This window comes from Burkholderia sp. WP9 (assembly GCF_900104795.1).
Taxonomy (GTDB): Bacteria; Pseudomonadota; Gammaproteobacteria; order Burkholderiales; family Burkholderiaceae; genus Paraburkholderia.
This window is the reverse complement of the sequence record NZ_FNTG01000003.1, coordinates 75,254-98,001: the sequence shown is the minus strand read 5'-3', so window position 1 is coordinate 98,001 and position 22,748 is coordinate 75,254. Positions and strand designations below refer to the sequence as shown.

27 protein-coding genes and 3 pseudogenes are annotated in these 22,748 nt (G+C 60.0%); 11 read left to right on the top strand and 19 right to left on the bottom strand.

Features of this window, described 5'->3' with window-relative positions; all coding sequences use genetic code 11:
• Nucleotides 1-326: 326 nt before the first annotated feature.
• Entirely contained in the window at nt 327-947 is a 621-nt protein-coding gene (locus tag BLW71_RS37815; protein ID WP_091809532.1) for a DUF2442 domain-containing protein, read from the top strand.
• A gap of 74 nt (nt 948-1,021) precedes the next feature.
• Here BLW71_RS37815 and BLW71_RS42835 read toward each other — a convergent pair.
• Together BLW71_RS42835 and BLW71_RS37805 are read right to left on the bottom strand one after the other, a co-directional pair.
• Nucleotides 1,022-1,132 (bottom strand): annotated as a pseudogene (locus BLW71_RS42835) (type II toxin-antitoxin system mRNA interferase toxin, RelE/StbE family); the annotation flags it as partial.
• The gene (locus BLW71_RS37805) at nt 1,107-1,577 is read right to left on the bottom strand and encodes an antitoxin PaaA2 family protein (RefSeq protein ID WP_091809529.1); all 471 of its coding nucleotides are present in this window, start codon (nt 1,575-1,577) and stop codon (nt 1,107-1,109) included. The gene BLW71_RS37805 and the pseudogene BLW71_RS42835, both read right to left, overlap by 26 nt.
• A gap of 965 nt (nt 1,578-2,542) precedes the next feature.
• Between BLW71_RS37805 and BLW71_RS43035 the strand changes: the two are divergent.
• The 3 genes and pseudogenes from BLW71_RS43035 to BLW71_RS37790 form a co-directional block, all read left to right on the top strand.
• Nucleotides 2,543-2,665, top strand: a pseudogene (locus BLW71_RS43035) (SEC-C metal-binding domain-containing protein); the annotation flags it as partial.
• Nucleotides 2,662-2,919: a DUF8583 domain-containing protein gene (locus BLW71_RS37795; protein WP_091809523.1), complete on the top strand. Its 258-nt coding sequence runs from the start codon at nt 2,662-2,664 to the stop codon at nt 2,917-2,919. The pseudogene BLW71_RS43035 and the gene BLW71_RS37795, both read left to right, overlap by 4 nt.
• A gap of 6 nt (nt 2,920-2,925) precedes the next feature.
• Nucleotides 2,926-3,423: a DUF6933 domain-containing protein gene (locus BLW71_RS37790; RefSeq protein ID WP_091809521.1), complete on the top strand. Its 498-nt coding sequence runs from the start codon at nt 2,926-2,928 to the stop codon at nt 3,421-3,423.
• Nucleotides 3,424-3,699: 276 nt separating this feature from the next.
• Here BLW71_RS37790 and BLW71_RS37785 read toward each other — a convergent pair whose 3' ends face one another.
• The 5 genes from BLW71_RS37785 to BLW71_RS43030 form a co-directional block, all read right to left on the bottom strand.
• Nucleotides 3,700-3,948 carry a hypothetical protein gene (locus BLW71_RS37785; protein WP_091809519.1) on the bottom strand — a complete coding sequence of 83 codons (249 nt, stop codon included), beginning with the start codon at nt 3,946-3,948 and terminating at the stop codon, nt 3,700-3,702.
• Nucleotides 3,949-4,037: 89 nt separating this feature from the next.
• The gene (locus BLW71_RS37780) at nt 4,038-4,319 is read right to left on the bottom strand and encodes a type II toxin-antitoxin system RelE/ParE family toxin (RefSeq protein ID WP_091809516.1); all 282 of its coding nucleotides are present in this window, start codon (nt 4,317-4,319) and stop codon (nt 4,038-4,040) included.
• Entirely contained in the window at nt 4,316-4,822 is a 507-nt protein-coding gene (locus BLW71_RS37775; RefSeq protein ID WP_286162257.1) for a ParC-related protein, read from the bottom strand. The genes BLW71_RS37780 and BLW71_RS37775 overlap by 4 nt, the downstream gene beginning before the upstream one ends.
• Before the next feature lie 17 nt (nt 4,823-4,839).
• Nucleotides 4,840-5,115, bottom strand: a complete 276-nt coding sequence (locus tag BLW71_RS37770) for a hypothetical protein (protein WP_091809514.1) — start codon at nt 5,113-5,115, stop codon at nt 4,840-4,842.
• On the bottom strand, nt 5,112-5,438 hold the full coding sequence (locus BLW71_RS43030; protein WP_091809512.1) for a DUF7673 family protein: 327 nt from the start codon (nt 5,436-5,438) through the stop codon (nt 5,112-5,114). Before BLW71_RS43030 ends, BLW71_RS37770 begins: the two co-directional genes overlap by 4 nt.
• Before the next feature lie 442 nt (nt 5,439-5,880).
• Here BLW71_RS43030 and BLW71_RS37760 point away from each other — a divergent pair, with 442 nt between their 5' ends.
• Complete coding sequence (locus BLW71_RS37760; RefSeq protein WP_091809510.1) at nt 5,881-6,795, top strand: ArdC family protein; 915 nt, start codon at nt 5,881-5,883, stop codon at nt 6,793-6,795.
• Complete coding sequence (locus BLW71_RS37755) at nt 6,792-7,271, top strand: hypothetical protein (protein WP_091809508.1); 480 nt, start codon at nt 6,792-6,794, stop codon at nt 7,269-7,271. The genes BLW71_RS37760 and BLW71_RS37755 overlap by 4 nt, the downstream gene beginning before the upstream one ends.
• A 129-nt stretch (nt 7,272-7,400) precedes the next feature.
• Here BLW71_RS37755 and BLW71_RS37750 read toward each other — a convergent pair whose 3' ends face one another.
• Nucleotides 7,401-7,721 carry a DUF4148 domain-containing protein gene (locus BLW71_RS37750; protein WP_091809505.1) on the bottom strand — a complete coding sequence of 107 codons (321 nt, stop codon included), beginning with the start codon at nt 7,719-7,721 and terminating at the stop codon, nt 7,401-7,403.
• A 952-nt stretch (nt 7,722-8,673) separates the two neighbouring features.
• Complete coding sequence (locus BLW71_RS37745; RefSeq protein WP_091809503.1) at nt 8,674-8,925, bottom strand: ribosome modulation factor; 252 nt, start codon at nt 8,923-8,925, stop codon at nt 8,674-8,676.
• A 236-nt stretch (nt 8,926-9,161) separates the two neighbouring features.
• Here BLW71_RS37745 and BLW71_RS37740 point away from each other — a divergent pair, with 236 nt between their 5' ends.
• Nucleotides 9,162-9,797, top strand: coding sequence for a tyrosine-type recombinase/integrase (locus BLW71_RS37740; RefSeq protein ID WP_091809501.1), 636 nt, complete (start codon nt 9,162-9,164; stop codon nt 9,795-9,797).
• Between the two features lie 238 nt (nt 9,798-10,035).
• Here BLW71_RS37740 and BLW71_RS37735 read toward each other — a convergent pair whose 3' ends face one another.
• From BLW71_RS37735 to BLW71_RS37725, 4 genes are all read right to left on the bottom strand, one after another.
• Entirely contained in the window at nt 10,036-10,230 is a 195-nt protein-coding gene (locus tag BLW71_RS37735; RefSeq protein ID WP_091809500.1) for a hypothetical protein, read from the bottom strand.
• A gap of 826 nt (nt 10,231-11,056) precedes the next feature.
• Nucleotides 11,057-11,398, bottom strand: a complete 342-nt coding sequence (locus BLW71_RS37730) for a hypothetical protein (protein ID WP_091809498.1) — start codon at nt 11,396-11,398, stop codon at nt 11,057-11,059.
• A gap of 888 nt (nt 11,399-12,286) precedes the next feature.
• Nucleotides 12,287-12,424: a hypothetical protein gene (locus tag BLW71_RS41875; protein ID WP_177205215.1), complete on the bottom strand. Its 138-nt coding sequence runs from the start codon at nt 12,422-12,424 to the stop codon at nt 12,287-12,289.
• 870 nt (nt 12,425-13,294) lie between these two features.
• Nucleotides 13,295-13,516: a hypothetical protein gene (locus BLW71_RS37725; protein ID WP_091809496.1), complete on the bottom strand. Its 222-nt coding sequence runs from the start codon at nt 13,514-13,516 to the stop codon at nt 13,295-13,297.
• Nucleotides 13,517-13,802: 286 nt separating this feature from the next.
• Between BLW71_RS37725 and BLW71_RS37720 the strand changes: the two genes are divergently transcribed.
• A complete protein-coding gene (locus tag BLW71_RS37720) occupies nt 13,803-14,042 on the top strand; it encodes a DUF4148 domain-containing protein (protein WP_091809494.1) in 240 nt (79 codons plus the stop codon).
• A gap of 874 nt (nt 14,043-14,916) precedes the next feature.
• Here the strand turns inward: BLW71_RS37720 and istB are convergent.
• The 6 genes and pseudogenes from istB to BLW71_RS37685 all read right to left on the bottom strand — a co-directional run.
• The gene (gene istB, locus BLW71_RS37715) at nt 14,917-15,675 is read right to left on the bottom strand and encodes an IS21-like element helper ATPase IstB (protein ID WP_091809491.1); all 759 of its coding nucleotides are present in this window, start codon (nt 15,673-15,675) and stop codon (nt 14,917-14,919) included.
• A 247-nt stretch (nt 15,676-15,922) separates the two neighbouring features.
• Nucleotides 15,923-16,414: a hypothetical protein gene (locus BLW71_RS37705; RefSeq protein ID WP_091809489.1), complete on the bottom strand. Its 492-nt coding sequence runs from the start codon at nt 16,412-16,414 to the stop codon at nt 15,923-15,925.
• A 14-nt stretch (nt 16,415-16,428) separates the two neighbouring features.
• On the bottom strand, nt 16,429-17,913 hold the full coding sequence (gene tnpC, locus BLW71_RS37700) for an IS66 family transposase (RefSeq protein WP_177205214.1): 1,485 nt from the start codon (nt 17,911-17,913) through the stop codon (nt 16,429-16,431).
• 105 nt (nt 17,914-18,018) lie between these two features.
• Entirely contained in the window at nt 18,019-18,366 is a 348-nt protein-coding gene (gene tnpB / locus BLW71_RS37695) for an IS66 family insertion sequence element accessory protein TnpB (RefSeq protein WP_179707317.1), read from the bottom strand.
• Nucleotides 18,360-18,773 carry an IS66 family insertion sequence element accessory protein TnpA gene (tnpA, locus tag BLW71_RS37690; protein WP_091809487.1) on the bottom strand — a complete coding sequence of 138 codons (414 nt, stop codon included), beginning with the start codon at nt 18,771-18,773 and terminating at the stop codon, nt 18,360-18,362. Before tnpA ends, tnpB begins: the two co-directional genes overlap by 7 nt.
• An 80-nt stretch (nt 18,774-18,853) precedes the next feature.
• A pseudogene (locus BLW71_RS37685) lies at nt 18,854-19,444 on the bottom strand (Mu transposase domain-containing protein); the annotation flags it as partial.
• 53 nt (nt 19,445-19,497) lie between these two features.
• On the opposite strand from BLW71_RS37685, the gene BLW71_RS37680 reads away from it, so the two are divergent.
• The 3 genes from BLW71_RS37680 to BLW71_RS37670 all read left to right on the top strand — a co-directional run bounded on the left by BLW71_RS37680 (nt 19,498) and on the right by BLW71_RS37670 (nt 22,748).
• Nucleotides 19,498-19,758: a DUF5372 family protein gene (locus BLW71_RS37680; RefSeq protein WP_091809484.1), complete on the top strand. Its 261-nt coding sequence runs from the start codon at nt 19,498-19,500 to the stop codon at nt 19,756-19,758.
• A gap of 176 nt (nt 19,759-19,934) precedes the next feature.
• On the top strand, nt 19,935-20,387 hold the full coding sequence (locus BLW71_RS37675) for a helix-turn-helix domain-containing protein (RefSeq protein WP_177205213.1): 453 nt from the start codon (nt 19,935-19,937) through the stop codon (nt 20,385-20,387).
• A 276-nt stretch (nt 20,388-20,663) separates the two neighbouring features.
• Complete coding sequence (locus BLW71_RS37670) at nt 20,664-22,748, top strand: recombinase family protein (RefSeq protein ID WP_091809481.1); 2,085 nt, start codon at nt 20,664-20,666, stop codon at nt 22,746-22,748.

Below are 22,748 nucleotides of genomic sequence, written 5' to 3'. Positions count from 1 at the left end.
ATACAACGCAGTTATCCACTGCATATGCATTTTCGGGGGTTGTGCACAAAAAAGGTGGATGAACCTGTTGATAACCGCCGGCGAAAACCCGCATGTCCATGATCCCAACGGCCTTTGTTGCACCGCATCGCAGAAAGGCATCAGTGCATAGGCGACCCGTTTAGGCTGATCGGTGGCCATATCCTATCGACGTCGCGCCAGCCAGGCTACAGCGCTAAGCAGTTTCTAGGGAGGACAGAGCAGGGGGCCACGTCCGTTGTATAAACCTATCCGATAGGTTTATTATCAGCACATGCCAACAATAGCAACGATCAACGGGGTACCGCGTGTTTATCTATCCGGCGGACCATCGGCCAGCGCACGTCCACGTGATCGGCGCAGGTTTTGAGGTCGTCTTTGACCTCAATTGTCCAAATGGACCACTGGACGTCAGGAACATCGCCGGAAAGGTTTCAGACCGGACGATCCACCGGATAGCGCACCTCATTGAGCCAGAGATCGTCGCCTTTGTGCCGCATGGAGAAAACATCATGGCAATTACTAAAGAGTCAATCGCCGCAGCACGCCACGCCGGAAAGGACGTCGGCCCGCGTGCTGTTGCCGCGCGCTATCGTCCGTCTATCGGGAAAGTCGAGGTCGAGTTCGACAACGGCGTAACACTTGCGGTACCAGCGCGCCTAATTCAGGGCCTAAGGAACGCAGGCACATCAGGCCTAAGCAAGATCGAGATAACGCCGTCAGGATGGGGGCTGCACTTCCCGCGCCTCGACGCTGAGGTGTACGTCCCGGCGCTGTTCGAAGGCATCTTTGGTTCCAAGGCGTGGATGAAGCAAGCCGCGCGCGTCGCCGGATCGACGCGTTCACCAGCGAAGGCAGCAGCCGCACGAGCGAACGGCAAGAAGGGAGGGCGACCGCGCAAAGTCCCGGTGCACGTGGTGCACGCGTGATGATCCGGGCCTAGTCCACGCATGCGGCCGGCCCGGTACAGCGTCGGATGCTCGCGCAGGCCATCAACCTTGACGCGGATTTTCAGCACCCGCTCAACGGCCGCATCGGGATTGTCGTGGCCGATGTAGTCGAGGATGTCGAAGAGGTCATTTTTCGCCTCAACCTTCCACTCGAGCCTTCGCACCCTTGCCGTTTCGCATCGCCTCGACACGCGCTTCGGCCTTCTTCATCACGTCCTCGTGTGCCACGGCCGGGCGTGGATCGTCGATCGCTTCCTGGACCTGCGCTCGTACCCACCTGTCGTAAGCAGCGGCATCCGCGTGTGTCTGCTTCATCGCCTCGGCGCGATCCGGGCGACTGGGACGATCGAACGCCACTTCATCCGGCCGCCACGCCTCGAGCGAAAACAGGCCCGTCTGCAGGCCGAGTTCGCGGATCACCTCGAGTGCCTTGACCGGGTTGCGGAATGCCCGTGGACGCCGGTTGTTCGACGTGACCAGCACGGCGGTGCCGGCTGTGCGCGTCTCCAGTTCGACGTAAAAGGCACCGCCCTCGGCCTTCAGGATGGCCGACAGGACGCCGCCCGCCTGGGCAGCAGCTGTCGCCTGGGACATGTCCAGCGTTTTCATCGGACGACCTATAATTGTTTCCGTCACGGTTAACAATACGCCGTGGCGCCCTCATCTGTCGATCCTGCGACCTGGTCGACGTAACACCTCTTGGATACGGATACGGATGTGTGACGTTCTCCGCGAACGCCGCCACGCAAGGCGGTTGAAATGCTTCCGGACAGCGCCGTCGAACGATACCATTCACGGATCATTCGAGATGGACCTAATTGATGGAAGCCCGGTATTTTCAACTACTCGCTCAGCTTGCCGATTTTGGTGAGGACCTGTGCCGCTCGCGCATCGCTCCTGACACCTGGCACGAATATTTGCAATCGGGCTTCGACCAGTCTCACTTGCCGGATTTGATACGAATCCTGGACGACGATACGCTGCACGAATCGGAATTTACTGGCATCGCGATGGCCCCGATCCATGCGTGGCGCATTCTCGCCGAGCTGAAAGCTGTTGAGGCGATTCCAGCCTTGATCTCCCTGATACATCGGATAGACGATGACTGGATTGGCGAGGAATTCCCCGATGTTTTCAGCAAGATCGGCCCATCGTCGCTCGAAGCAGTCGAGCTATATGCACGGGATTCCCGAAACGGGGAGTTCGCCAGAATCTGTACGTTTCGCCTGATTGCCAGGATGGGATGTGACCACCCGGAACAAAGAACGCGATGCGTCGAGATTCTGACCGATCTGCTACGCGCCCATGGGACAAACGATCCGGATATCAATGGCTTCCTCGTTTGGGCATTATCCGATCTTGGGGCTCTCGAATCTTTTGCAGTGGTCCGCGAAGCCTACGAAAAGAATCATGTGGCATTGAGTATTCTGGGCGACCTACGTGACGCCGAAGACTATTTCATGATCGTCTCTAAAGACTATGAAGACATCAAAATCGTTAGAGAGGCAAGACTCAATCGCCTCCGCACGTTGTCAGAAGCTCACCCATTCGAGCCGACCCCGATAATCGGGAAATCGCGGCCCATCGTCGCCGGTCACAAGGTCGGGAGAAACGATCTCTGCCTATGTGGAAGCGGGAAAAAGGACAAGGAGTGCCACGGGGTTACTGCGACGTTGCACCAAGGACACTCAACATGACCCTGCAGAAAAGCCGCCAGGCCGCAACAGACTCAAAGCTCAAAGAAATCAAGGACGCCAAACGGGCATCAGACAAAGCGCGTCGTCAGCAGTACCGGCAGACGAGGGCTGATCAGGAACGCCAAGTGGTGCTGGTCGGCGAAGCTGTCATGCGCCGTCTTGATCGTGGCGAATGGGACGAAGCCGATTTCCGGCAGATGATGGATGAGGCTTTATCCCGGCCCACTGATCGTGCTCTTTTCGATCTCGACTGAGCAACCATGCTTTACCTGCACTGTACGAAGAAGCTTCTTGACCGGCTGAAACCCGAAGTGATCGCCGGCGGCACCAGTACGACGGGGCTCGGTAACTGGTATGCCACGGCTTTGCTGTGGAAGCCGCAAATTGCGCTCCTCGTCAATGAACGGACGTTGCTACCGGTCCTGATCCCTTTGGCTCCAGCAGCTGGCATGGCCACCAGATTCCCTCGCGTCCTGGCTTACGTACTCGCGGCCCACGGCATCCGGCCGCCGTTCATCGAGCAGGAGCTATTGCACATGCAGGACGTGCGATATACCAAAACGACAAACCGTAGCGTCGTCGGCATCATGACGCAGTTTTCCCAATTGGCGGAAGGCTATCGCGGCAGCGATGAGATGAACGACCTTGTAGCGTTGTCACTCAGGTTGTCACGTATCCCTTGCAGTCCGCTCTACCGGGGGCCGGTGTTTCCGGACAAGGCACTGCGTGAATTGATTGGCAGCGGATCATTGCAATAGCCGCCCCGGCAAATTGGAGTGCCCTCATTCCGTCTCATCATCGGAAATAGCCCGCAAACCCTTGCTTATCAAGCTGTCCAGTCGTTCTCAGTGTGGAGACTGCGGCAAACAGCTAGCCTCTATGCTGCGCACCAGATGGCGTGCCGCCGCCTTCGCCATGAAAAAGCCCGCACACAGCGCGGGCTTGGTACACGTCAACGAAGACATGGAATGGGTGCGTCTAGGCCTCGAGAAACATCATGCCGAGCATTGCGTTTGCTGAGACGAATCGCGCGCTCAGGCCTTGACGTCGATGATCGCCCCGACTTTCTGGCCACTGCTTTTCACGCTCGGCGTTGCCGCCGTCTGCGTAGCTGCTGCCTTGACCGCCTTTGCGCCCGCATCGTCGCCATCTCCATCGACATCAGGACCGACTTCACGGGCTTCCGATGACGTCGCGCCGCGTTGTGCCGTTTGCGTGTGCGCGGTCTGAACCGGGAGCTGAAGTTGTTGGTTGCCGCCAGCAGAAGAAACGCCGATGTACATGCTATATGACAACTTAGTTGACGATGTCCGCCGAGATGGCCGGCAGGGAAAGCAGGGCAGGGGATAGCCCCCGCCCGTGCGGAAAGCTGCTATTCCGATGTTGGCCACTGCTGCCGCGCATGTAGCACGCGCAGGATCTGCACCACGTCGCCCGTGATGCGGTAAATCAACAGATAGTTTTCGGTGATGACGCACTCACGCGTGCCGCGCACGCGACCTGCGCGGTACAGCTTCGGATTCGTTTCGAGTCGTACGGCCTTGCTCTGGATGTCGGCTGACAGGTTCGCCGCGCCCTGTGGGCTTTCTTCGGTGATCGCGTCGAGAATATCGGCCAGATTGATCAGCGCTGCAGGCTGCCACTCGATTCTCATGCGCGGCCCTTCCGCCTGGGTTTAGCTGCTGGCTTGCCATGCGCAAGCGCACGCAGCGCGGCCGTATCGCCAGACAGCAGCGCTGCGCTGACCTCGCTATGCGGGATCTTCGCAATGGCCGGGTTGTCGGCTTCTTCAATGGCTTTGCGGACCTCGGCGCGCAGCCACTTGTCATAGGCGGCGGCCTGATGCGCAGCTTTCATCTGCTCGCGTGCGCGCTCGGCCCTGGTCTGCGATGCGGTCGACAGTGGCGCGTCCGGATCGTACTGCGCGGCGTCAACGTCAAAGCGCACGATGCCCATTTCACGCAGATAGGACACGATCGTTTCGAAGCGCTTGAACACGCGCACATTGCCCCGCTGTGCGGCAAGGGGCCGCTCGGTCATGCCGTACCTGAACAGCACACCCCAGCCGCCTTTCTGGCCGACGACATGCGCAGCGCGCACCGCACCCGCTTCAACGAGCTGCAAAAGGGTCTTCTGGTCGATGGTTTCGGTTGCCATGGGAATATCCTTCAAAACTAGTCGTAGGCCTTCAGCCGCTCGATGAGCGTACGCATCGAGCGACACACCGCGCGCGACAGATCCGCGATGCGTGAGGTCAGGCGCGGCGTGTCTGCATCAGTTGCGCCCACTTTCACCACGAAGCGCAGCGACACATGCAGCAGCGTTTCGCCTCCAGCGCCGACAGGCCCGGATGCTCGTCGCCTGGGTGCGACCGCGCGCGCGGCATCGAGCGGGGAACGCGACAGCAGGAACGCAGCAAAGTCACGATCACGGCGGTTGAGCTGCTTCACGCCGCGTTATCTGTATCCAGCTCGGCACGCCACGCAAGTACCGCGGCATCAAACTGCGGACCATAGCCCAGCGTGTCGGGGTAGCTCTTCGCGCGCGAGGCGAGCCGGAACACGACACACATATCTTCCATGATGTCGTCATCCACGCCCCAGGCGGGGGGGATGTGGTACTTGCCGCCGCACGCACGCGGGTTCCACCATTCCAGCAGGAAATCCGCGCCGCGCCGGCTCTGACCGCTGTCGCCCTGAGTATGTTTCAGCAGTTTTCGGGCGCCTGACGCTCGGCCGGCATCATCTGTTCGAGTCGCATCATGTCCTCTCAAAAGGGCGGGTAACTTTTCCTGTTTTTTACTGACAGGATACAGGTTAAAGACTAGCAGAATTCAGGATATAGATCATCACTCTACAGGGTATTGATGCCAGTAGGCGAATCTGCCTGCGTCGGACCGCGCTCATTGGCTGACGCTTACCGGGCCTGTAGTCCCGGCCATTCGGTCACGATCCCTTTCGCCAGGTCAAAACCCCAGTCAGTTGGAACGAGCTAAGGGCTACTCGCCCTGGCGCACTCCGGTGCAAGGTCTTCGACCGGACCGGGGGGTCCCCATCTTTCGCAGGCTGCAAGACGGCCTTCGGCCGCCCCTTTCGGGGTGGGCGATCCCCCTCCCCCGGACCGCACCGCCGTTTGCCTCCTCGCGTTCGCCACGTGGCACGGGGCCATGCGCAACAGAAAGCGCAGACCCCTGAAGCCAACTGAGGAGCAAGACCATGAAAATCCAAGCCAGGACCCAGCCCGACGTCTACACCCGCGTCACGGACAAAATCATTGCCGACCTGGAGCAAGGCGTAGGGCCCTGGGTGAAGCCGTGGAGAGGCGGCAATGCAAGCGGCCGCATCACCCTCCCCGTGCGTCACAACGGCATCCCGTATCAAGGCATCAACATTCTTTTGCTCTGGGGCGAAGCGCTGGGGAAGGGCTATCAATCCAGTCGCTGGATGACGTTCAGGCAGGCTTTGGAGCTCGGCGGCAATGTCCGGAAGGGCGAGCACGGTTCCCTCGTCGTCTATGCCAACAAAATCACCAGGACCGGGACCGACGACAAAGGCGACGAGATCGAGCGCGCAATCCCTTTCATGAAGGCTTACACCGTGTTCAACGTCGAGCAGCTCGAGAACCTGCCTGCGCAATACATGCCCACACAGGAGCCCGTCGAAGACGAGCCGATGCAACTGATCGAACGCGCGGAAGCCTTCTTCGCCAGGACCGGCGCCGCCATCCGCCACGGCGGGAACCGGGCTTATTACGCGCCCGCGCTGAATGTAGTGCAAATGCCGATCCCCGAAGCCTTCAACACGGCCGAGAGCTACGCGGCGACCAAGGCCCATGAGCTGATCCACTGGACCAGCCACCAGACCCGCCTCGACCGGCAGCTTGGACAGCGTTTCGGCGACGAGGCGTATGCAGCCGAAGAACTGATAGCCGAGATGGGAGCCGCTTTCGTATGCGCTCAGCTTGGCATCACTCCGGAGGTCCGCGAGGATCACGCTTCTTATCTGGACCACTGGCTCAAGGTGCTCAAGGCCGACAGGAAAGCTATTTTCACGGCCGCGAGCCAGGCGCAACGCGCCTGCGATTACCTCTTCTCCCTGCAGGCTGACGAAGAGCAGCAGGTGGCAGCATGAAGATTTACCACGTCAGCAGCCCGATGAAGATCGGGCTTCACGAATGGCGGCTCAACATCCGCGATTTCAACATCGGCGGACAGATCCATGTCTGCACCGAATACGAATGGCGCGGGTGTAACGACCCGTGGAGAAGTGCAAAAAACTGGCCGACCTATGACCACAACGACACTTACAACGGCCTGCCGAGGAGCCTTCGCAAGCTCTACGAAGCCAATCACGCGGCCGTCGACCTTTTTATCTACGGCAGAAAGCCGGATCAATTGGTCTTCTTCCAATCGAAGCGCCGAGGTGCTGTGGCAGGCCACAGCTCGCCCGGTAGCAATTCGACTATTTTTATCCGGCAAAAATGCCGGGACCGAGCGTTTGGGTCGGTCCGTCTCACCGGCGCGAAAAAGCGCCCAGACCATGAAGGTCTGAGCAAATCCAACAGGACCGGAGCGCCCGTTGGAGGAGGTATCAATACGAAGATATGAAACTGGCCCGCTACCGGGCATTGCCGCGCCAGCGAGGCCAGTTCTTGAAATGGAGCGCGCAGAGGTGCTGCGCGGTCGGCGGGCGATGCTCAGCGACCGGATAGGGCGCCAGCGGCTCGCCAAACGGTTTTAATGACCGGAATAGAGCGACTTCATGCTGTCATTGGACGCAGGCCGAGCTGCAGGTGTGCCCGATGCCGACGAACCGCTCACCACACCGCCGTAACCGCTCGTTGCGCCGTTCTGCGCAGCCACCCTGGCTTCAGCCGCCTGGATGTCGGCGGGGTAATACGGGTCTTCCCCGTGAGCCGGGTTATAGCCAGCCTTTTCGAGCTGAACCAGTTCAGCACGCACCTGCGCACGGGTCAAAGGTGCATTCGATTGGGCGAACACGGCAACCGGAGCAGCAAGGGCAGCGGCAACGACAACGGCTTGAATAAGGGACTTCATGGTACTTACCTCCAGACTTTGTTTTGTCCTGCTACGAACAGCCCTGTTCGTAAACCAGTGATTACAGTCTAGGTAAGCAGACGCTTAAAATTAAGGCAGATGTCAGGAAGGGATTGTTGCGGGATTTGGGTAAACCCTGATTCGCGATGAGCACTGCGGCCAAAAAACCCCCACCTTCGAGAGGCGGGCCCTGCGCAACCTCAAAAAAAACCCGCCGAAGCGGGGCTAACCCCCAGCAGGTCAGGAAGGGCAAGAGCGTAATCGCTGCAACGCAAAAGATGCACCTGACCGTGAACGAACCAAAAAAAGGCCGCCGAAACGGGGCAGTGCTCAAGGCTGTCTGTCCCATTGCCCCCCGGCCGCCATCCGCGCGTTCGACTCGCTGGTATCGAACGGCAAGAGTCGTGAGGGCAGGCTCATGCATCACAGCGCTCGCGAGCGATGAGCAGACGCCGATCAGGTATTCCGAACATCCCGCCTATCCTGGTATTCTGACATCCCGATGCGAGCCGCTGCGGGCCACCCTCTCTCCAGCTGCATGCACGCAAAACAAACAGGCTGAGAAGTGTCTGGCATGTCGCATGTCGCGCCTGCCCCCATCGGGCAACACCGCTTGCAGGCGTACGGCCGTCAAGCGCCAGCCATCGATGAGCACGGGCAAACACCTACCAGCCTGTGCAGACGGCGCGCCCCCTGTGCGATGTGGCGTCGCCTCTTTGCGGCTTGTCCGGAAAGAGCTGTGCGTGCCGTGCTACAGCCGGCGGAGAGAATTGAAACGCGGCCGGAATTGGAGCGGTTGACCCCCCACGTCGCGCAGCGATCCGCCTGCATCCGGCCCGATGCTTACTCGATCGCGACGGCGCCGCCGAACGGGTCGATCTGGAATTTGCAGCGGCCTGCGCGAAGCCGCCACAGTCATTGAGCGCGGCTGGCCGGGGGCGATGCCTGTCGATTATGAGGCGAGGTCGGTTGATGCGCTGTCGTCGCCTTCTGGCGGGTGATCGCTGACGATACGCAGGGGCTTGGACAAGCCTTCGACAAATCCAGAACTCCATGCCCATACCTCAGTACTCCCGTTTTCATACGGGCAGGCATCCAAAGACTTACCACGACGAGCAGCGTTAAAGCCTTCTTGCCAGGCTGTTAAATCAATCGTAATCATGTCGGCGCCTTCGTTCGTCGGCATGTCCTCGCCGATCAGCATGGCTGTCGTGTCAGTCAAGTTTTCCCGCAATAGTTATTTAGCCAGCGACGTGACACCGTGCGCCATCGCTCACAGGCAAAAAAAAGCCCGCGTGAGAGGCGGGCAAGAAACCAGACACACACTGAAGACCGACTCTCCCGCGCCGACAACTGCATGTTCCGGTCGCCGAAGACCGTAGCGCGAGTCTGGGGCCGGCCGCTACGCGCTGGCGCGCCGCGCGCGCCGCGCTGCTGCTGATGGGCGACTCGGGTCTGCGCAACGCCGAGGCGGCGCTCGCCCGCCGCGAGCAGCTGCGCTACGTGCCGGCCGATGGCGAGGTGCCGGCGAACTGGGAACTGGAGGTGACCGGCAAGGGCCGCAAACAGCGCATCGTGCCGGTCAGCGGCGCGTGCGTCGAGGCGCTGGCCGCGCACTGGCGGGATCGCGAACTGGATCTCGCTGCGCCGCCGCCGTCGGCGCCGCTGGTCGCGCCGCTGGTGATCCCGGCGACGCGGGCGGCGCAGCGCCGGCACGCCGGTGCGCAGGGTGACCGAAGTCGGGAGCGAGAGCAGGATCAGCAGGGTGGGGTGGGCTATTCGGGCAACGGGCTGCGCGAGCTGGTCAACTGGGCGGTGCGGCAGATCCGCGCCGAGCTGGATCTCACCGAGGACGAGCGCCGGCAACTGGCCGGCACCACCCCGCACGCGTTCCGGCATACGTTTGGCACCCAGGCGGCCGTCGACGTGCCGCTTGACGTCGTGCAGCAGGTGCTCGGTCATGCGTCACTGCAGACCACCACAATTTATGTGCAGGCGGAAAGGAAGCGCGTGCGGCGCGAACTCGCCGGCTACTACCAGCGGATGACCGGCGTCGACCCATCGCCGTCGGAATAAGGGTGCCGCCGCGCAACCACTGCCACGCTCGCGATCAACCTCGAGCTCCTGTGCCCGCGTATATGCCGCAATACGCGTGTAACGGACCAGGGCACGAAAACCAAAGGTCGGCCGTCAGGATGTCGCAACATCGCCCGCTCCAGCAAGCGGTACCCTTGCCGACGATTCACGCCCGTCGATTGCCCGATCGATTTGGCCGGCTCCCGGCCGCGTAGTCCAGTATTCCCGGGCTTTTTCTTCACACGGGCTTGACTGGCGAGAACGTAATGCGGGGCGCCTCGCAGGTCTGCGCGAGCTCAAGAAGACCCGCGCGGGTCACCTGGCGGACGGTCTGGTCGGCCATCGTGACGCGAAAGTGCGACACGCCGGCCAGCTCGGGAAAGTGTTCCAGCACGTCACGCAGGTGGTCAATACCGATCAGCGCAATGTTCATCTGCGACTCCTCTTGGTAAAAATGGGTTCAGGCCGCACAGCGCGGCAGGCGTGGCGGCGGATTGGCGGGGTATACGCTTCGTTAGCACCGCCGCTGGACGCGTTCCTGAGCTTGTCGGACAGGTTGCGCACCGTCCTTCCAGCGGGATTGATGCGCCGCGCATTGGCCTCGCAGGCCTGTCCTGCCGTGCCCGCCATCGATATCGCGCGCGGTGTAGCTGATGCAGGTCGCCGGATACACCTTTTCGCCGAAAAAAAGTGAAAGTCGCGCCAGTTGTCCGCCATGCCGGGTAGCCGCCCGTCCTGCCAGATCCGCAGCGCGGGCCGGCGCGGCGTGGGGGAATGCGTACCGCGCCCGCGCATCAATCAGGGTGGTGCGGTGCGCGCCGACACGTTGGGCGCGAACGCGTCACCGACGCACCGGACCGCATGGTCGATCAATGCCCGAGCTTCTTCGGGGTCCGGCGAAGGTGGTTCATACGGCCCCTTGCAGGCTTGCATTCCTCAGGCAGAAAGATTGAAACGGTTTCGCATTATGCAGGATGCGACTGTGCTTTTTCCGCCATGAGTAGTCATGGCGCCAAACGATAACGCTGTCCGGGAAATAACCTCAAGTCGCCTAATAGCAATTCGCGAGCGAACGATCCGGAGAATCTTTTATTAATCAGATGGCAATAAAGTGACGTGAAGTCATCCTGTTTGGTTGACAGGTCGGTTGCAAACGTCGCGTGCATTTGGCCAAACGTTTTGAAGTCCTGATATACCGTCGCCCTTCTCATACAACGCAGTCGCCACGAAGTGCGGCGCTCACACGCGGCAGCGTGCGCTTACCGCTCATGGAACGTTTTGCAGTTTTCGCAATAGCGATTAAGTACATCATTCTGGATATACGAGGTCTGGTGGCAGATGGTGCAGCGTATCGCAAGGCCGCCATCCATCATGACACAAGTCTTCCCGTATTCGCGCGGACGTTTCGGGCCTTCGGTCCAATGCGTGACGCGTCGACCCTCGCCGTGGTTCTTGACCCACGTCCCGCTTGCTGTATCGTATTGATCGGCCTGCCAGAATTCAACGCCGTTATCGCACACGATCCACACGACGACATAGGGCGAAAAGCTATCCCCTGCTGTGGCTCGCGGCGTCTTTTCCGTCACGCTGAACCAGCGCATTATGGGAAAGCCCTCTCAAATTCAAGCCCGCGCCTGTACGTTTTCGACGTCTTGTCGTATTTCATGTTATGTGGCTCAATCTGTTGATCGTCCCGAAGTCGTGCGACGCTTGCGGCATCGACAGCGCAAAGAAAGAACAGATCGCGCTGCGGTTGATCGTGCCGTACCCGGCTAACAGGAAGTCAATAAAGCGCAAGCTATACGCAAGCGCAAACGTGAGTCTGTTTTTGTCCATTCTGCCTCGCTTTTACCCGGCGCCGTTAATCAGGAGTGGCATGCGGTCGGTCCTTAACGCCCTCAATCCATGGGGCATCATCATCGTTAACGGCATATATCCAGCGGCCTTGAATAACGACTGTGTTTCTTCCGCCATGAGTAGTCAGGTGCCAAACCGACACAGGATGTCCGGGAAATGACCTCAGGTCGTCTAAACAGAAAATTCGAGAGCGAGCGATATTGGGGATTCGTTATTAATCAATTGGTGCAGTAAATTGACGCCAGTTCGTCCTGTTTTGGTTGACAGGTCAGCTGCAAAGTGGACGTGGTCAAAAATTTTGTAGTCCGGATATATCGTGCGTGGTCGCAGATGAACCATGCGAACCCTACGCGCGTGAAGGTTAGGTTCCTGCCGTGCCATCGAGGCCCCGTTACTATCTTCACTTCCCGACAGGATCGGGTTCTGGGACCGCGCCTCGACCATTTCGGCCTATCAACCGGAATCAGCCCCTAATGCTTGACGAATCACATAGGGGTGCCCCCAGGCTTATCGCATCAGAACCAACCACATCTCTGGCATGTGGAGAAGACGTGAGCGCTTGGGACGCGTCGGAACCCGGCATTTCATCTCCGTGCGGCGGTCAGCCTCGTGCGCAGCGAAAGCCATACTGTCTATGGTAGCATCGTGATCAGCAGAATTGCCAAGGCCGCGACCAGCAAGGCGGTCAGGCCCAGCATGGCGGCAAGGAGGATCACGTCCCAGTCCAGCTGGCTAACCCGGCTTCTAAGGGTGTCAATCAGCTGCGTCAAAGGATCAGGTTTCATCGGATGAAAAAATGGCCGTCCTCACGCGTCGGCCTGATATCTTAATATCGTATGAATTCAATGCCTATTCAAAGCATCTGCGCCGGGGTGCTGCTGGCGGCTCGTCAGCAGTGCTGCGACGCTCAAAAGCTGGCGCATACGCTGTGGTTCCGCGGGCGGAATATGGCCCGCGGACCATCAGACCATCATCAACGCGCAAGATTTCAGGGCCAAAACATCGGACAAAATACCCGATTGGGCGTTTGTTACGGCGTGTAAGAGTTGCGCACGCCCAGCGATCTCCGGGCGTGTGTGATTCAGAGCCGCGGCTATGACTGCGGCTTCTTTTTTTGGTCCGTCATCTACGCGAGAGGGGCGGATAAAAAAATGCCCGCGGGTATGGGCGGGCTTCAAAATTTCACTCGGGGTTTTGTCTCGCATCGACGAGACGCCATCAGTCTATCGGCAGTCGCTTAAGCCTCTCACCAGTGTAAACCTGGCACGAATGATGACGAACGCTTGATCGTCGTAGAACGCGCGCCTCCGGGGCCCGGCTTCGTGACTGTTTCACGGGAATTTTCGTCATTGCATAACTTGAACGCGTATTACCAGTGTTTCACGAAGAGCCACGCTGAAAAGCAATATCCCATCAAAATGAGAAGCCAGGCGAGGGCGGTAGGCGCGGTGTTAAAAGCACGTTCCTTCAGCGTCCTGAAAGGGCGAGCACGGCCTGGTGGGTCGTCGGTCGAGTAGCGTCCAGCCTGCTTGTTCGAGAAGCGCATACCCAAATTGGCGTCAATGGCAAAGCCAGGATCTTACGGATTTCGACGTTAGGCATTCGTTCGGGAATTGCAAAAGTGTTTGTGGTAAATGTCATTAATCTGTGATAGCGATTTCAACTGATAAAGGCATGGCCACCCTGAATTCACGAGTGCGGCCCGCGCGGACGTCAATGAGCAGGCGGTCTATCGCATCCAGTTCTTGCAGCCTCATATCGGCATCGCGAACCCGCAGGTCCTCAATCTCATCTGGCATCGCGCGACGCGCCTTGAGCAGATATGCGATAGCGCTCGCTCGCGTCATAAAGAAACGTTCCATCCTGCCCAGTTCCATAATTCCAAGGGGCAGGATGTTACTTGATGGAGCGGATGGCGCGCTTCTCGATCGGTGCCAATGTCGCGGCGACCTTCTCCTTGCAGGGTCGACATGCGCCGGATAGGGGGACTGCGGACGGCACGAGGGCACAATTATTGATGCGGCCTGACCGATGATCCTTGCTGATACCTGCACGATTGCAGAAACGAGGCCTAGACTTTGAGGAGCGACTATAAGTATGCGCGGCTTGCAGTCAGTGCAAGGGCCAGCAACGAGGAGGTAAGCCATCATGAGGTCGTTAATCCATGCAGTCTCTGCCGTGGCGCTCGTCGCCACCCCGGTTGTGTCGTTCGCCCAGTCGAACGCCCCCATCACCCATCCGCAAGTGTGGGCCGAACTGGTCGAGCTCGAACAGGCTGGCTATTGGCCATCCACAGGTGAGGATCCGAATTATCCGCAAGACCTCCAGGCGGCGCTAGCGCGAGTGGCTGCAAAACAGGCAGCGACGCGGGCGCCTGATCTGCAGTAGACCGGTTCACGGGATCATAACTGGGTTGCCGTCATCGGACCGCCTCGCCAGATTGTCGGCGCGCTGCGCGTTACCCCCCCGTCGACGTCATATGCAAGGCGCGCGGCGTCGAACTCGATGCACTCGATGAGGCCATGGTCGACAGTTGCTGCGGAGCTCATATGAAGAGTACCTTGACGGCGGCAGTCCTGTTGCTGATTCCTTTGACGCGTAGCGGTCGTCGCGTCACGGGCGACAGAGCTGCGTTCGTGAGCGCGAGCGGGTCGTTGACTTGCGGGACTCTGGTCGAAAGAAAAAAGCCCCGGCGGGTAGTGCCGGGGCTCAGTGCCTGCCGCGCCGCTCCATGCAAGCCGCAGGCTCTGCGGGTTTAGGGGCGAAAACCGGGCACTCACGCAGTAATCCCAGCGCTTTCTGGGCCGAATGTCGGTGGTTACTCCCAAGGCGCGCCAACCGACGCAATTATGACGCGGAGACTAAATTTCTGCGTGGAGGGAAATCGACGCTTTGCAGGCTTGCCGGTGACGTATCCAATGGCGCCCTGCTGTTTAGACGTCTCATTGCCGGTCGACATTGAGTCCGCCGCGTACGCGCTCGTGGCGCGATGGCGACGAGGAGTGACGAGTGACGAGGCGATGAGGTGCTTCGTTGCCCGGTTCCCGGTTTTTTCGAATCTGGGCGCGGGGTTGTAATGGCATCCCGCGCGGACCATCTGGGGCAGTGGGAGCTCGCCCGTTACATCCTCCGGCTCCGATGAGGTGGGCGTCCGTTGCGTGCGTATTTCGGGGAAGCTGGACACGCGTTTCGCGTGAAGGCGGACAGGTGTTTCGCGCGAAGCTGGACAGTCGGAGCGCAGCGACGCAGGGGTTTTCTGTTTTTACTCTGCCTGCAGGTTTTCGGTCAAACTAATTTTTTGTTTTCGCATCGATTCGCCCTTCATGTTGATCCGATACGTGTTGTGAACAAGCCGGTCGAGAATGGCGTCGGCAAGTGTCGGATCACCAAGCGCGCCATGCCAGTTTTCGACAGGAATTTGACTCGTCGCGATGGTTGAACGGCGACCGTGGCGGTCATCAAGTATTTCGAGCAGGTCGCGCCGGGCGCTGTCAGGCATTGGTGCCATCGCGAAGTCATCCATCAACAGTACGTCCGTTTTGGCCCACTGCGCGAGCGCTCGCGCGTATCGGCCGCTGCCGTGCGCAATAGCGAGTTCCTCTGTGAGTCGCGGCATCTTGAGATAGGCCACCGTGTAGCCTAAGCGGCATGCCTGATTGGCAAGCGCGCATCCGAGCCAGGTCTTACCGAGGCCGGTCGCGCCGATAATCAGCGTGTTGTGCTTCTCCCGAATCCATTCGCCGGTCAGCAAGCGGCCCATGAGTGCGCGATCGAGCCCGCGCGGGGTGCGGTAGTCGATGTCTTCGGCCACGGCATCGGGGAACTTCAGCTTGGCACGCCGAAGGCGCGATGAGGTTTGCCTAGATTCGCGCTCGCTTGCTTCGCGCTCCACAAGCAAGCCCAAGCGCTCTTCGAAACCCAGCGCTTCGATATCGGGGTTATTCTGCTGTTGCGCCAAGGCGGCTGCCATGCCGTTCAGCCTCAGCGCGTGAAGCTTGTCGATCGTTGGATGGTTGAGCATGCGTCCTCTTCAATGGTAGTAGTCGGGGCCGCGCACATTGGGATGTGTGAGCGGTAAGCTGGCCTGATCCGTTTCTGTCTGAGGCGACTGGTCCAGACCGTTCTTCAGCGTCGAGCTAATGAAACGGTAGCTTGGCGCCTTCAGATCGATGGCGCGGCAGCACGCGGCTTCCAGCCGCGCATTGCCATGGTCTTTGCCGAGGCGAAGCGTATCCGTCAGCGGAACCCGTGTTGACGGTGTCGCGCGGTTAGATGTCGACGATCTTCCGCAACAGAGCGTAAGAGACCCGCCAATGGCCTTCCAAATCATTAACAGCGATGGACGCCGTTTTTGCGTTGAGGCGGACGATGATGCCGACCCGCTCACTCAGATGTTTGTCGGTGAAGCCGACGGTGTCGCCAATGAAGAATTCCTCTCGCTGAGCTCGCGGTGGCGGCGACGCAGGCGCGTGAGTTGGGCCGCTCGCAGTGTCAGGGATAACCGCCGCGTATAGCACCGACCAACGCTGACGGTTCTGGTTGTCCTGGATCACCGCCTGGGTTTGCCTCAGCTCCACCACCGTCCCGTGCGAAGGTGGTGCGAGCGGATCGCCCCCGATATAACTGACCTCCATTCCCAGATGCAAGCGTTGACGTACCTCGAGAATGCGTCGCGGGTCGTCCAGCATTTTGCCGATGGCGAGATAGAGGCGATACAACTCGGCGCTGGGCGCCTGCCGAAGCGAGTCGAGAATGTCCATGAATGTGTAGGCGTTTAACGGGCGAGCGGCAACAGTTCGTGCACGCGGTTGACAGGATACGACGGCAACTTCTGAAGTGTGTCCTTGAGCCATGCATAGGGCTCGAAGGCGTTCAGCCGAGCCGTGCCGAGTAGCGAGTACATCGTGGCGGCGGCCCTGGCGCCACGCGGCGAGCCCGCGAATGTCCAATTGGCTCTCCCCAGGGCGATAGGGCGAATTTGACGCTCGAGAGCATTGTTATCAGGCAGCAGGATACCGCTCTCGGTGTAACGAACGAGCGCCGGCCAATGGCGTAACGCATAGCCGAAGGCTTTCGCGAGCGGCGCCTGAGCTGGCAAACCGATAACGTTGCCTTCCAGCCATTGCCGGAACTGGGCGAGCACCGGCAGCGCATCGATTTGCCGCGCCGCATATTTGAGATCAGGTGTTTGGTCCCGGATCCGCGACTCGATCGCATACAGGCTGGCAATCCACTGCAGCGCCTGCGCCGCAAGTCCCGGTTTGCTCTGCGCCTTCGCGATTTCGAAGAAGCGTCGACGGCAATGCGCCCAACATCCGACCTCGACGATGTCTCCGGTTTCGTAGAGTGCGCCATGTCCACTGTACGCGTCCGCCTGCAGATAACCTTTGTACTTCTGCAGGTACCGCAGCGGATGCGAACCGGAGCGCGATTCGGCGAACTCGAACACGACCGCTGGCGGGTGGTCAACCCAGACGCCGTTCTCCTCGCGCTGGCCCGCGCCCAGGTATCCCCATAATCGTGCTGTGCGCGTCGCCGTGCGACCCTTCTCGAGTAATGGCAGCGTCGTGTCGTCGACGTGCATGCGGGGTGCCTGCAACTGGTGAGCCCGTAGCGGTGGCAGCAGCACTTCGAGCAGTTCGGCTGCCGCCAGCTTCCATTCGCACAGCGTTGCCCGGGGCAGGTGCACACCACGTCGTGCATAGCGCATCTCCTGCCGGTTCAAAGGCAGGTGATCGACGTAGGTGTTGACCAGGATGTTAGCCAGCAGGCTCGCGCTCGCATTGCTCTTCGGCAGCGGCGAAGGCTGGGCACTTGCGGTCACGATGGTCGACTCGCCATCCTTCTTCGCCGCGTACTTGAAGCGGATATGTTCAATGACGGTGAGCCTCGACGGCTCGTAGTGCAGCGTCTCGCTGCGCTCCTCGCCGATACGCTCGAGCGAATCGAATGCGGCTTTCTGTTCGTCCTTCAGATCGTATTCAACGCGCTCGCGCGGCAGGTCCTTCGGCAGCGCCGGACGGCCCTTGCGGGTGTGGCCCGCGACCGGAACCTGCGCCGGCTCAGGAGGAATGGGCAACTCCGTGGCGGCGTCGAACAGTTCCGCCTGACCCGCCAGCCGCTCGGAACTGACGCCGAAGCGCGCACGGTTCGCCTGGGCAATCTGGTGCTGCAGCGCTTCCAGCTGCTCCCACAGCACGCATGCCAGCCGGTTCTGTTCGAGCGCGAAGGCTTGCAGCGCGTCGGGCTCGACCGGCAATTCCGCGACAGTGATGGCGGTGGGCGGCATGGCTATCATGATGCCCAACTCGCGCTACGTTTACAAGATCGGGGGAGCGTTGTATCTGCGCAGGCGACAGCGAGTTCAGCTCACGCGCGTCACCGCGACGGCGCGATGTGGCTCGCGTGCCGGGATCTCAATACCTTCGAGCCAGGCGTTGAGTTCGGCGAGCGTGAAGCCGCGTTGCGCGAGCGCTAACGGTGATGGAAAGCGGCCCCGTTCAAGGCGCTTGTACCAGAGCGCGAAGCCGGTGCGATCCCAGTAAAGGCATTTGACTTTCGAGCGGTCGCGCCCGACGAACACGAACAGATTGCCGGAGACAGGGTTCTGGGCAAGCAGTGGTTCGACCAGATACGACAGGCCGTCGATGGATTTGCGCATGTCGACCGGCTCACGGCAGATATACGCACGAACATCGGCTGCGATCAGCACCGGCTACCTCCGAGCTGTCCGAGCACGAAACGCACGATGCGCTCGGCATGAGCACCGGTCAGCTCGATGCGAACACCGGCGAGCGACAACGTCACCCGATCACGCGAAGATGACAAAGCGTCCGCCGTCGACGGTGGCGCAGGAGTGGCTGGTGCGGTGTCCGGATGAGAAACGATAAATGCAGCGTCCGGGGTGACCGCGAGCGGGTGCGCGCCTGCTCGTGCCTCGCCAGAGAGCTTCTTGCGCCACAGGCCGAAGGTACTGACGGCGAGCCCCTGCTCACGACAGAAACGTCGAAGGCCCAGTCCGCTTGTGGTCCATGCCATGACCATCTCGCGCCAGAATGCTTCGCCTTGCCGGGGGCGCCGTGCGCCCGTCGGTACGGCCTCGCTCGTTGCGTCGTCCATTGCCTTGCTCCGTCGTTACGATGCCATCACCTTCGCACCGCGCTTACGCGCGTTCAAGACGGGATGCGCTGACGGATACGGCGAAGCACGCCAAGGCAGGCGCGATAGGCTTGTTGAGGATGCTGTCGGCCGCCGAGCAAGTGCTGGATCACGGCGGCGGTATGCGGGCCGATACGCATGGCCCAGTCGTACAGGCGCTGTGCTCCCCATCCGCTGACCTCTTGATGGTGAGGCGGCATGTGCGCATTAACCGTAGTGTGGTGACCACGTCGAGTGCTTCGCGCGTGGGCGGCGATACGCGTGCCTCGGTGGAAGATCTCGACTGTCCCGTTCGTATATCGAACGTCGACCTGTTGACGCGCGAAGCGATGCGGTACAGAGTAATAGTGAACGTCAATGTCGACGTGGTAGTCGAGTCCCACGCGCGCCACCTTCCAGTCAGCATATTGATAGCGCAGCAATGGAAGCGCCTTCAGCGATGAGCGTTCGAATTCATCGAAGGTGCTGCGGCGCGATCCCGGCAGCTTCTTGAAGGATTTGTTGTTCAAGTCGACCAGGAGTGACGCGATCGCAGAGTTTGCCTCGGCCAGGCTAAAGAAACGGTGCTTGCGAAGTCGGGCGAGAATGTAGCGTTGGACAAGGAGCACGCCTTGCTCGACCTTGGCTTTATCGTAAGTCAGCAACTGCTTGTCATGACGACAATCGCGCAGTTGTAACGCTCAAGATCACTCATCCGTTCCATCCTCAGCGCGGGGCGCACGTCGACGTGGTTACGCGCCGACAGAACTGGGGTGAGGACCGTGTGATGTTTTACGACGCCAACGGCCGGCTGGCGTCGATGCTGGCGTCCTGGACCAATGTCGACGAGCCGGACGCTTTCGCCCAGGCGGCCGCGGGCCGCTCCTGGTTTCGTACTGACGATCTGCGCCGATTGCGCGCGTTGATCGACGATCTGATGCCGGGAGCTGCGAACCATGTCAAATAAATTATGCCGTGAGTGTAAATTTAACTATGCCGCGACACGTTTCAATCGGTGCCATGACGTGCGGCATAATTCGCCGGAAAACGGTGATATACGTCATCCCAAGCACATCGTTTGTCTTGACGTTTCTATATATACGGCGTATTTTAATTTACATAACATCCAGTGTGAACAACGCTTTGAAGAAACCCGATCCGAAGCTCGAACGCCTGAATCGTCTTGGCGTGCGCAATCCTCATCCAGAACGCGTTCGCGCGCCGTGGTTTCACTCCGGCGACTTCTTCGATGCGAACGATCTCATTCAGGTCAAATACGAGATGCTCCGCCACGTCCACGTCGATGGCGCATCCAAGGCCGAAGCCGCAGCGCTGTTTGGGGTGTCTCGCCCGACCTTCTATCAGGCGGAGGAGGCGTTCGCGCGCGATGGATTACCCGGGCTCATGCCGAAGCAGCGCGGACCGAAAGGCGCGCACAAGCTCAGCACCAATGTGATGGTCTTCATCGAGAAGCGCATCGAAGGCGTTGGACCAGTTCACGCTCGTGCATTGGCCGGGCAACTCGAAACCGAACTCGGCATCTCTGTTCATCCCCGCAGCATCGAACGCGCAATAGCGCGCAAAAAAAAACCGTAAATCCCGCACTCGCTGGCGCATCCCCGGCGCGAGCGACAATCGCCGCGTACGAGGCGTTACGCACCGCTGTGATCGACGGTGCGCCTCGTCCAGAGGGCGTTGCAGCATTGCGTTACCACGGCATGCTGCACGGCCTTCCCATGCTCGCTGAAACGGCGGCGACCCAAAGCACTCCCGCTCCTGGACACGAACCCATCGCGTATCCACTACAGGCGGATGGCGAGTTTGTTCGCCTGTTAGCCAGTCTCGTGCTGCACACTCATTCGGAGCTCGTCCATGTCTACTGATCGATACCAGAAAGTCACGGCTGACCATCTGCAGCGCGACGCCTTTCTATACGTGCGGCAATCTTCGCTACGACAGGTATTCGAGAACACTGAAAGCACCAAGCGCCAGTACGCGCTGCGCGACCGTGCTGTCGCGCTAGGCTGGCCGATCGAGCGCGTTCATGTCATCGATTGCGACCTTGGTTTGTCAGGAGCCAGCGCGCAGCAGCGCGACGGCTTCCAGAAATTGGTGTCGGAGGTTGCTATCGGCCACGCTGGAATCGTACTCGGGCTGGAAGTATCCCGTCTCGCACGCAACAACGCAGACTGGCACCGTCTGATCGAGCTCGCAGCGCTGACCCGCACACTCATTCTCGACGAAGACGGTGTCTATGATCCGGCTTACTTCAATGACCGTCTTCTCCTTGGCCTGAAGGGCACCATGAGCGAAGCGGAGCTGCATGTACTTAAGGCGAGACTGCAGGGTGGCATCCGCAACAAGGCGAGGCGCGGTGAGCTCGAAATGCCGCTGCCCATCGGCTTGGTCTACCACCCCAATGGATCGGCTGTGCTGGACCCCGATAAGCAAATTCATGCGAGTCTGCAGTTGCTGTTCGATACCTATAGGCAGACGCATTCGGCCAGCATGGTGGTGCGCCGGTTTCGCCGCGAGGGTTGGGTCTTCCCCCGCAGAATCCTCCGCGGCATCGGTAAGGGTGAAGTGCATTGGGGTGAGCTGAACACGTCGCGTGTCCTGCAGATCCTGCACAACCCCAGATACGCCGGCGCATTCGTGTACGGCCGAACACGAATCGCGCGCAAGGCCGATTTGACAAGTACACAACTTAAGGTCGCCCAGCGTGATTGGGAGGTATTGATCCGCGACGCGCACGCGGGTTATATCGACTGGGACGAGTTTGAGCGCAATCAGGTGACGCTCAAGCAAAGCTCTAGCAGTTTCTCTGATGGCAGCCGGGGCGCTATGCCGCGCGAAGGTGTCGGGCTGTTGCAGGGACGCGTGATGTGCGGCGTATGCGGTCAACGCATGCGCGTCCGGTATCAGAGGGTGACCAGCACACTCGAGCCGTACTATGTGTGTCACGCCGCTGTTGCGCATCGTGCAGGCAAGCCGTGTCAGTCAATACGCGGGTGCGATGTGGACTTGGCGATCAGTTCACTGCTGCTACAGACTGTTGCGCCCGCGGCCATCGAAGTCGCTCTCGCCGTCGAGGACGAGATTGCTGGGCGCATTGAACAGGCGAACGCGATGCGCAACCGGCAGCTGGAGCGGGCGCGTTACGACGCCGAACTCGCCCGCCGACGTTATATGAATGTTGATCCTGCCAACCGCATGGTCGCTGACGCTTTGGAAGCCGACTGGAATGCCCGCCTTCGGCAACTGGACGATCTGCAACAGGAGCACGACCGCCAACGCATGGCCGACCAGCGTTTGCTTGCCGACGAAGCGCGTGCGCGCATTCGAGCACTGGCTGCTGACTTCGCCGTGGTCTGGAACGACACGCGTGTTGAACCCGTCGAACGCAAACGGATGCTCGGTCTGCTCATTGAGGACGTCACACTTTTAAAAAATGAGCAGATCGCGATCCATGTTCGCTTCCGTGGCGGTCAAACAACCTCACTGATGGTCGACAAACGCAAGCCCATCGCTTTGATTCGCAAGACGCTGCCAGAGGTTGTTGCGAAGGTCGACGAATTGCTCGAAACCTGTTCGGACCGGCAAGTCGCCAAGCACCTCAACGAGCTCGGCTACAAGAACTGGAAAGGTGAGGCCTTCACCCACAAGAAGGTCATCGTCATCCGCAACGCCTATAAACTTAAGAGCCGCTTTACGCGCCTACGAGAGCGCGGCATGCTCACCGCCGACGAGCTCGCCGCCCAACTCGGCGTGTGCGCGACCACCATCTACCAGTGGGGGCAAAGCGGATTCTTGCGCCAGCATCGTTACGGCAACCTGCATCGCTGTCTGTTCGAGCCCGTGGGCAATGTCGTCCTCGTCAAAGGGCAAGGTGGGCGCTACAGTTCGACTGCTCCGACGCTTAACGCTGTTCAATCAACCACACAAGGTGCAATATGA

What these genes read in the sequence shown, in the direction of transcription:
- istB (WP_091809491.1), bottom strand. Translation starts at nt 15,675, where the DNA reads ATGCTCAACCATCCAACGATCGACAAGCTTCACGCGCTGAGGCTGAAC.
- tnpA (WP_091809487.1), bottom strand. Translation starts at nt 18,773, where the DNA reads ATGGACGACGCAACGAGCGAGGCCGTACCGACGGGCGCACGGCGCCCC.
- BLW71_RS37785 (WP_091809519.1), bottom strand. Translation starts at nt 3,948, where the DNA reads ATGTACATCGGCGTTTCTTCTGCTGGCGGCAACCAACAACTTCAGCTC.
- BLW71_RS37720 (WP_091809494.1), top strand. Translation starts at nt 13,803, where the DNA reads ATGAGGTCGTTAATCCATGCAGTCTCTGCCGTGGCGCTCGTCGCCACC.
- BLW71_RS37725 (WP_091809496.1), bottom strand. Translation starts at nt 13,516, where the DNA reads ATGGAACGTTTCTTTATGACGCGAGCGAGCGCTATCGCATATCTGCTC.
- BLW71_RS37705 (WP_091809489.1), bottom strand. Translation starts at nt 16,414, where the DNA reads ATGGACATTCTCGACTCGCTTCGGCAGGCGCCCAGCGCCGAGTTGTAT.
- BLW71_RS37760 (WP_091809510.1), top strand. Translation starts at nt 5,881, where the DNA reads ATGAAAATCCAAGCCAGGACCCAGCCCGACGTCTACACCCGCGTCACG.
- BLW71_RS37805 (WP_091809529.1), bottom strand. Translation starts at nt 1,577, where the DNA reads ATGAAAACGCTGGACATGTCCCAGGCGACAGCTGCTGCCCAGGCGGGC.
- BLW71_RS37670 (WP_091809481.1), top strand. Translation starts at nt 20,664, where the DNA reads ATGTCTACTGATCGATACCAGAAAGTCACGGCTGACCATCTGCAGCGC.
- BLW71_RS37735 (WP_091809500.1), bottom strand. Translation starts at nt 10,230, where the DNA reads ATGAACATTGCGCTGATCGGTATTGACCACCTGCGTGACGTGCTGGAA.
- BLW71_RS37740 (WP_091809501.1), top strand. Translation starts at nt 9,162, where the DNA reads ATGGGCGACTCGGGTCTGCGCAACGCCGAGGCGGCGCTCGCCCGCCGC.
- BLW71_RS37795 (WP_091809523.1), top strand. Translation starts at nt 2,662, where the DNA reads ATGACCCTGCAGAAAAGCCGCCAGGCCGCAACAGACTCAAAGCTCAAA.
- BLW71_RS37750 (WP_091809505.1), bottom strand. Translation starts at nt 7,721, where the DNA reads ATGAAGTCCCTTATTCAAGCCGTTGTCGTTGCCGCTGCCCTTGCTGCT.
- BLW71_RS37755 (WP_091809508.1), top strand. Translation starts at nt 6,792, where the DNA reads ATGAAGATTTACCACGTCAGCAGCCCGATGAAGATCGGGCTTCACGAA.
- BLW71_RS37790 (WP_091809521.1), top strand. Translation starts at nt 2,926, where the DNA reads ATGCTTTACCTGCACTGTACGAAGAAGCTTCTTGACCGGCTGAAACCC.
- BLW71_RS37745 (WP_091809503.1), bottom strand. Translation starts at nt 8,925, where the DNA reads ATGCTGATCGGCGAGGACATGCCGACGAACGAAGGCGCCGACATGATT.
- BLW71_RS37775 (WP_286162257.1), bottom strand. Translation starts at nt 4,822, where the DNA reads ATGGCAACCGAAACCATCGACCAGAAGACCCTTTTGCAGCTCGTTGAA.
- BLW71_RS37730 (WP_091809498.1), bottom strand. Translation starts at nt 11,398, where the DNA reads ATGCGCTGGTTCAGCGTGACGGAAAAGACGCCGCGAGCCACAGCAGGG.
- BLW71_RS37780 (WP_091809516.1), bottom strand. Translation starts at nt 4,319, where the DNA reads ATGAGAATCGAGTGGCAGCCTGCAGCGCTGATCAATCTGGCCGATATT.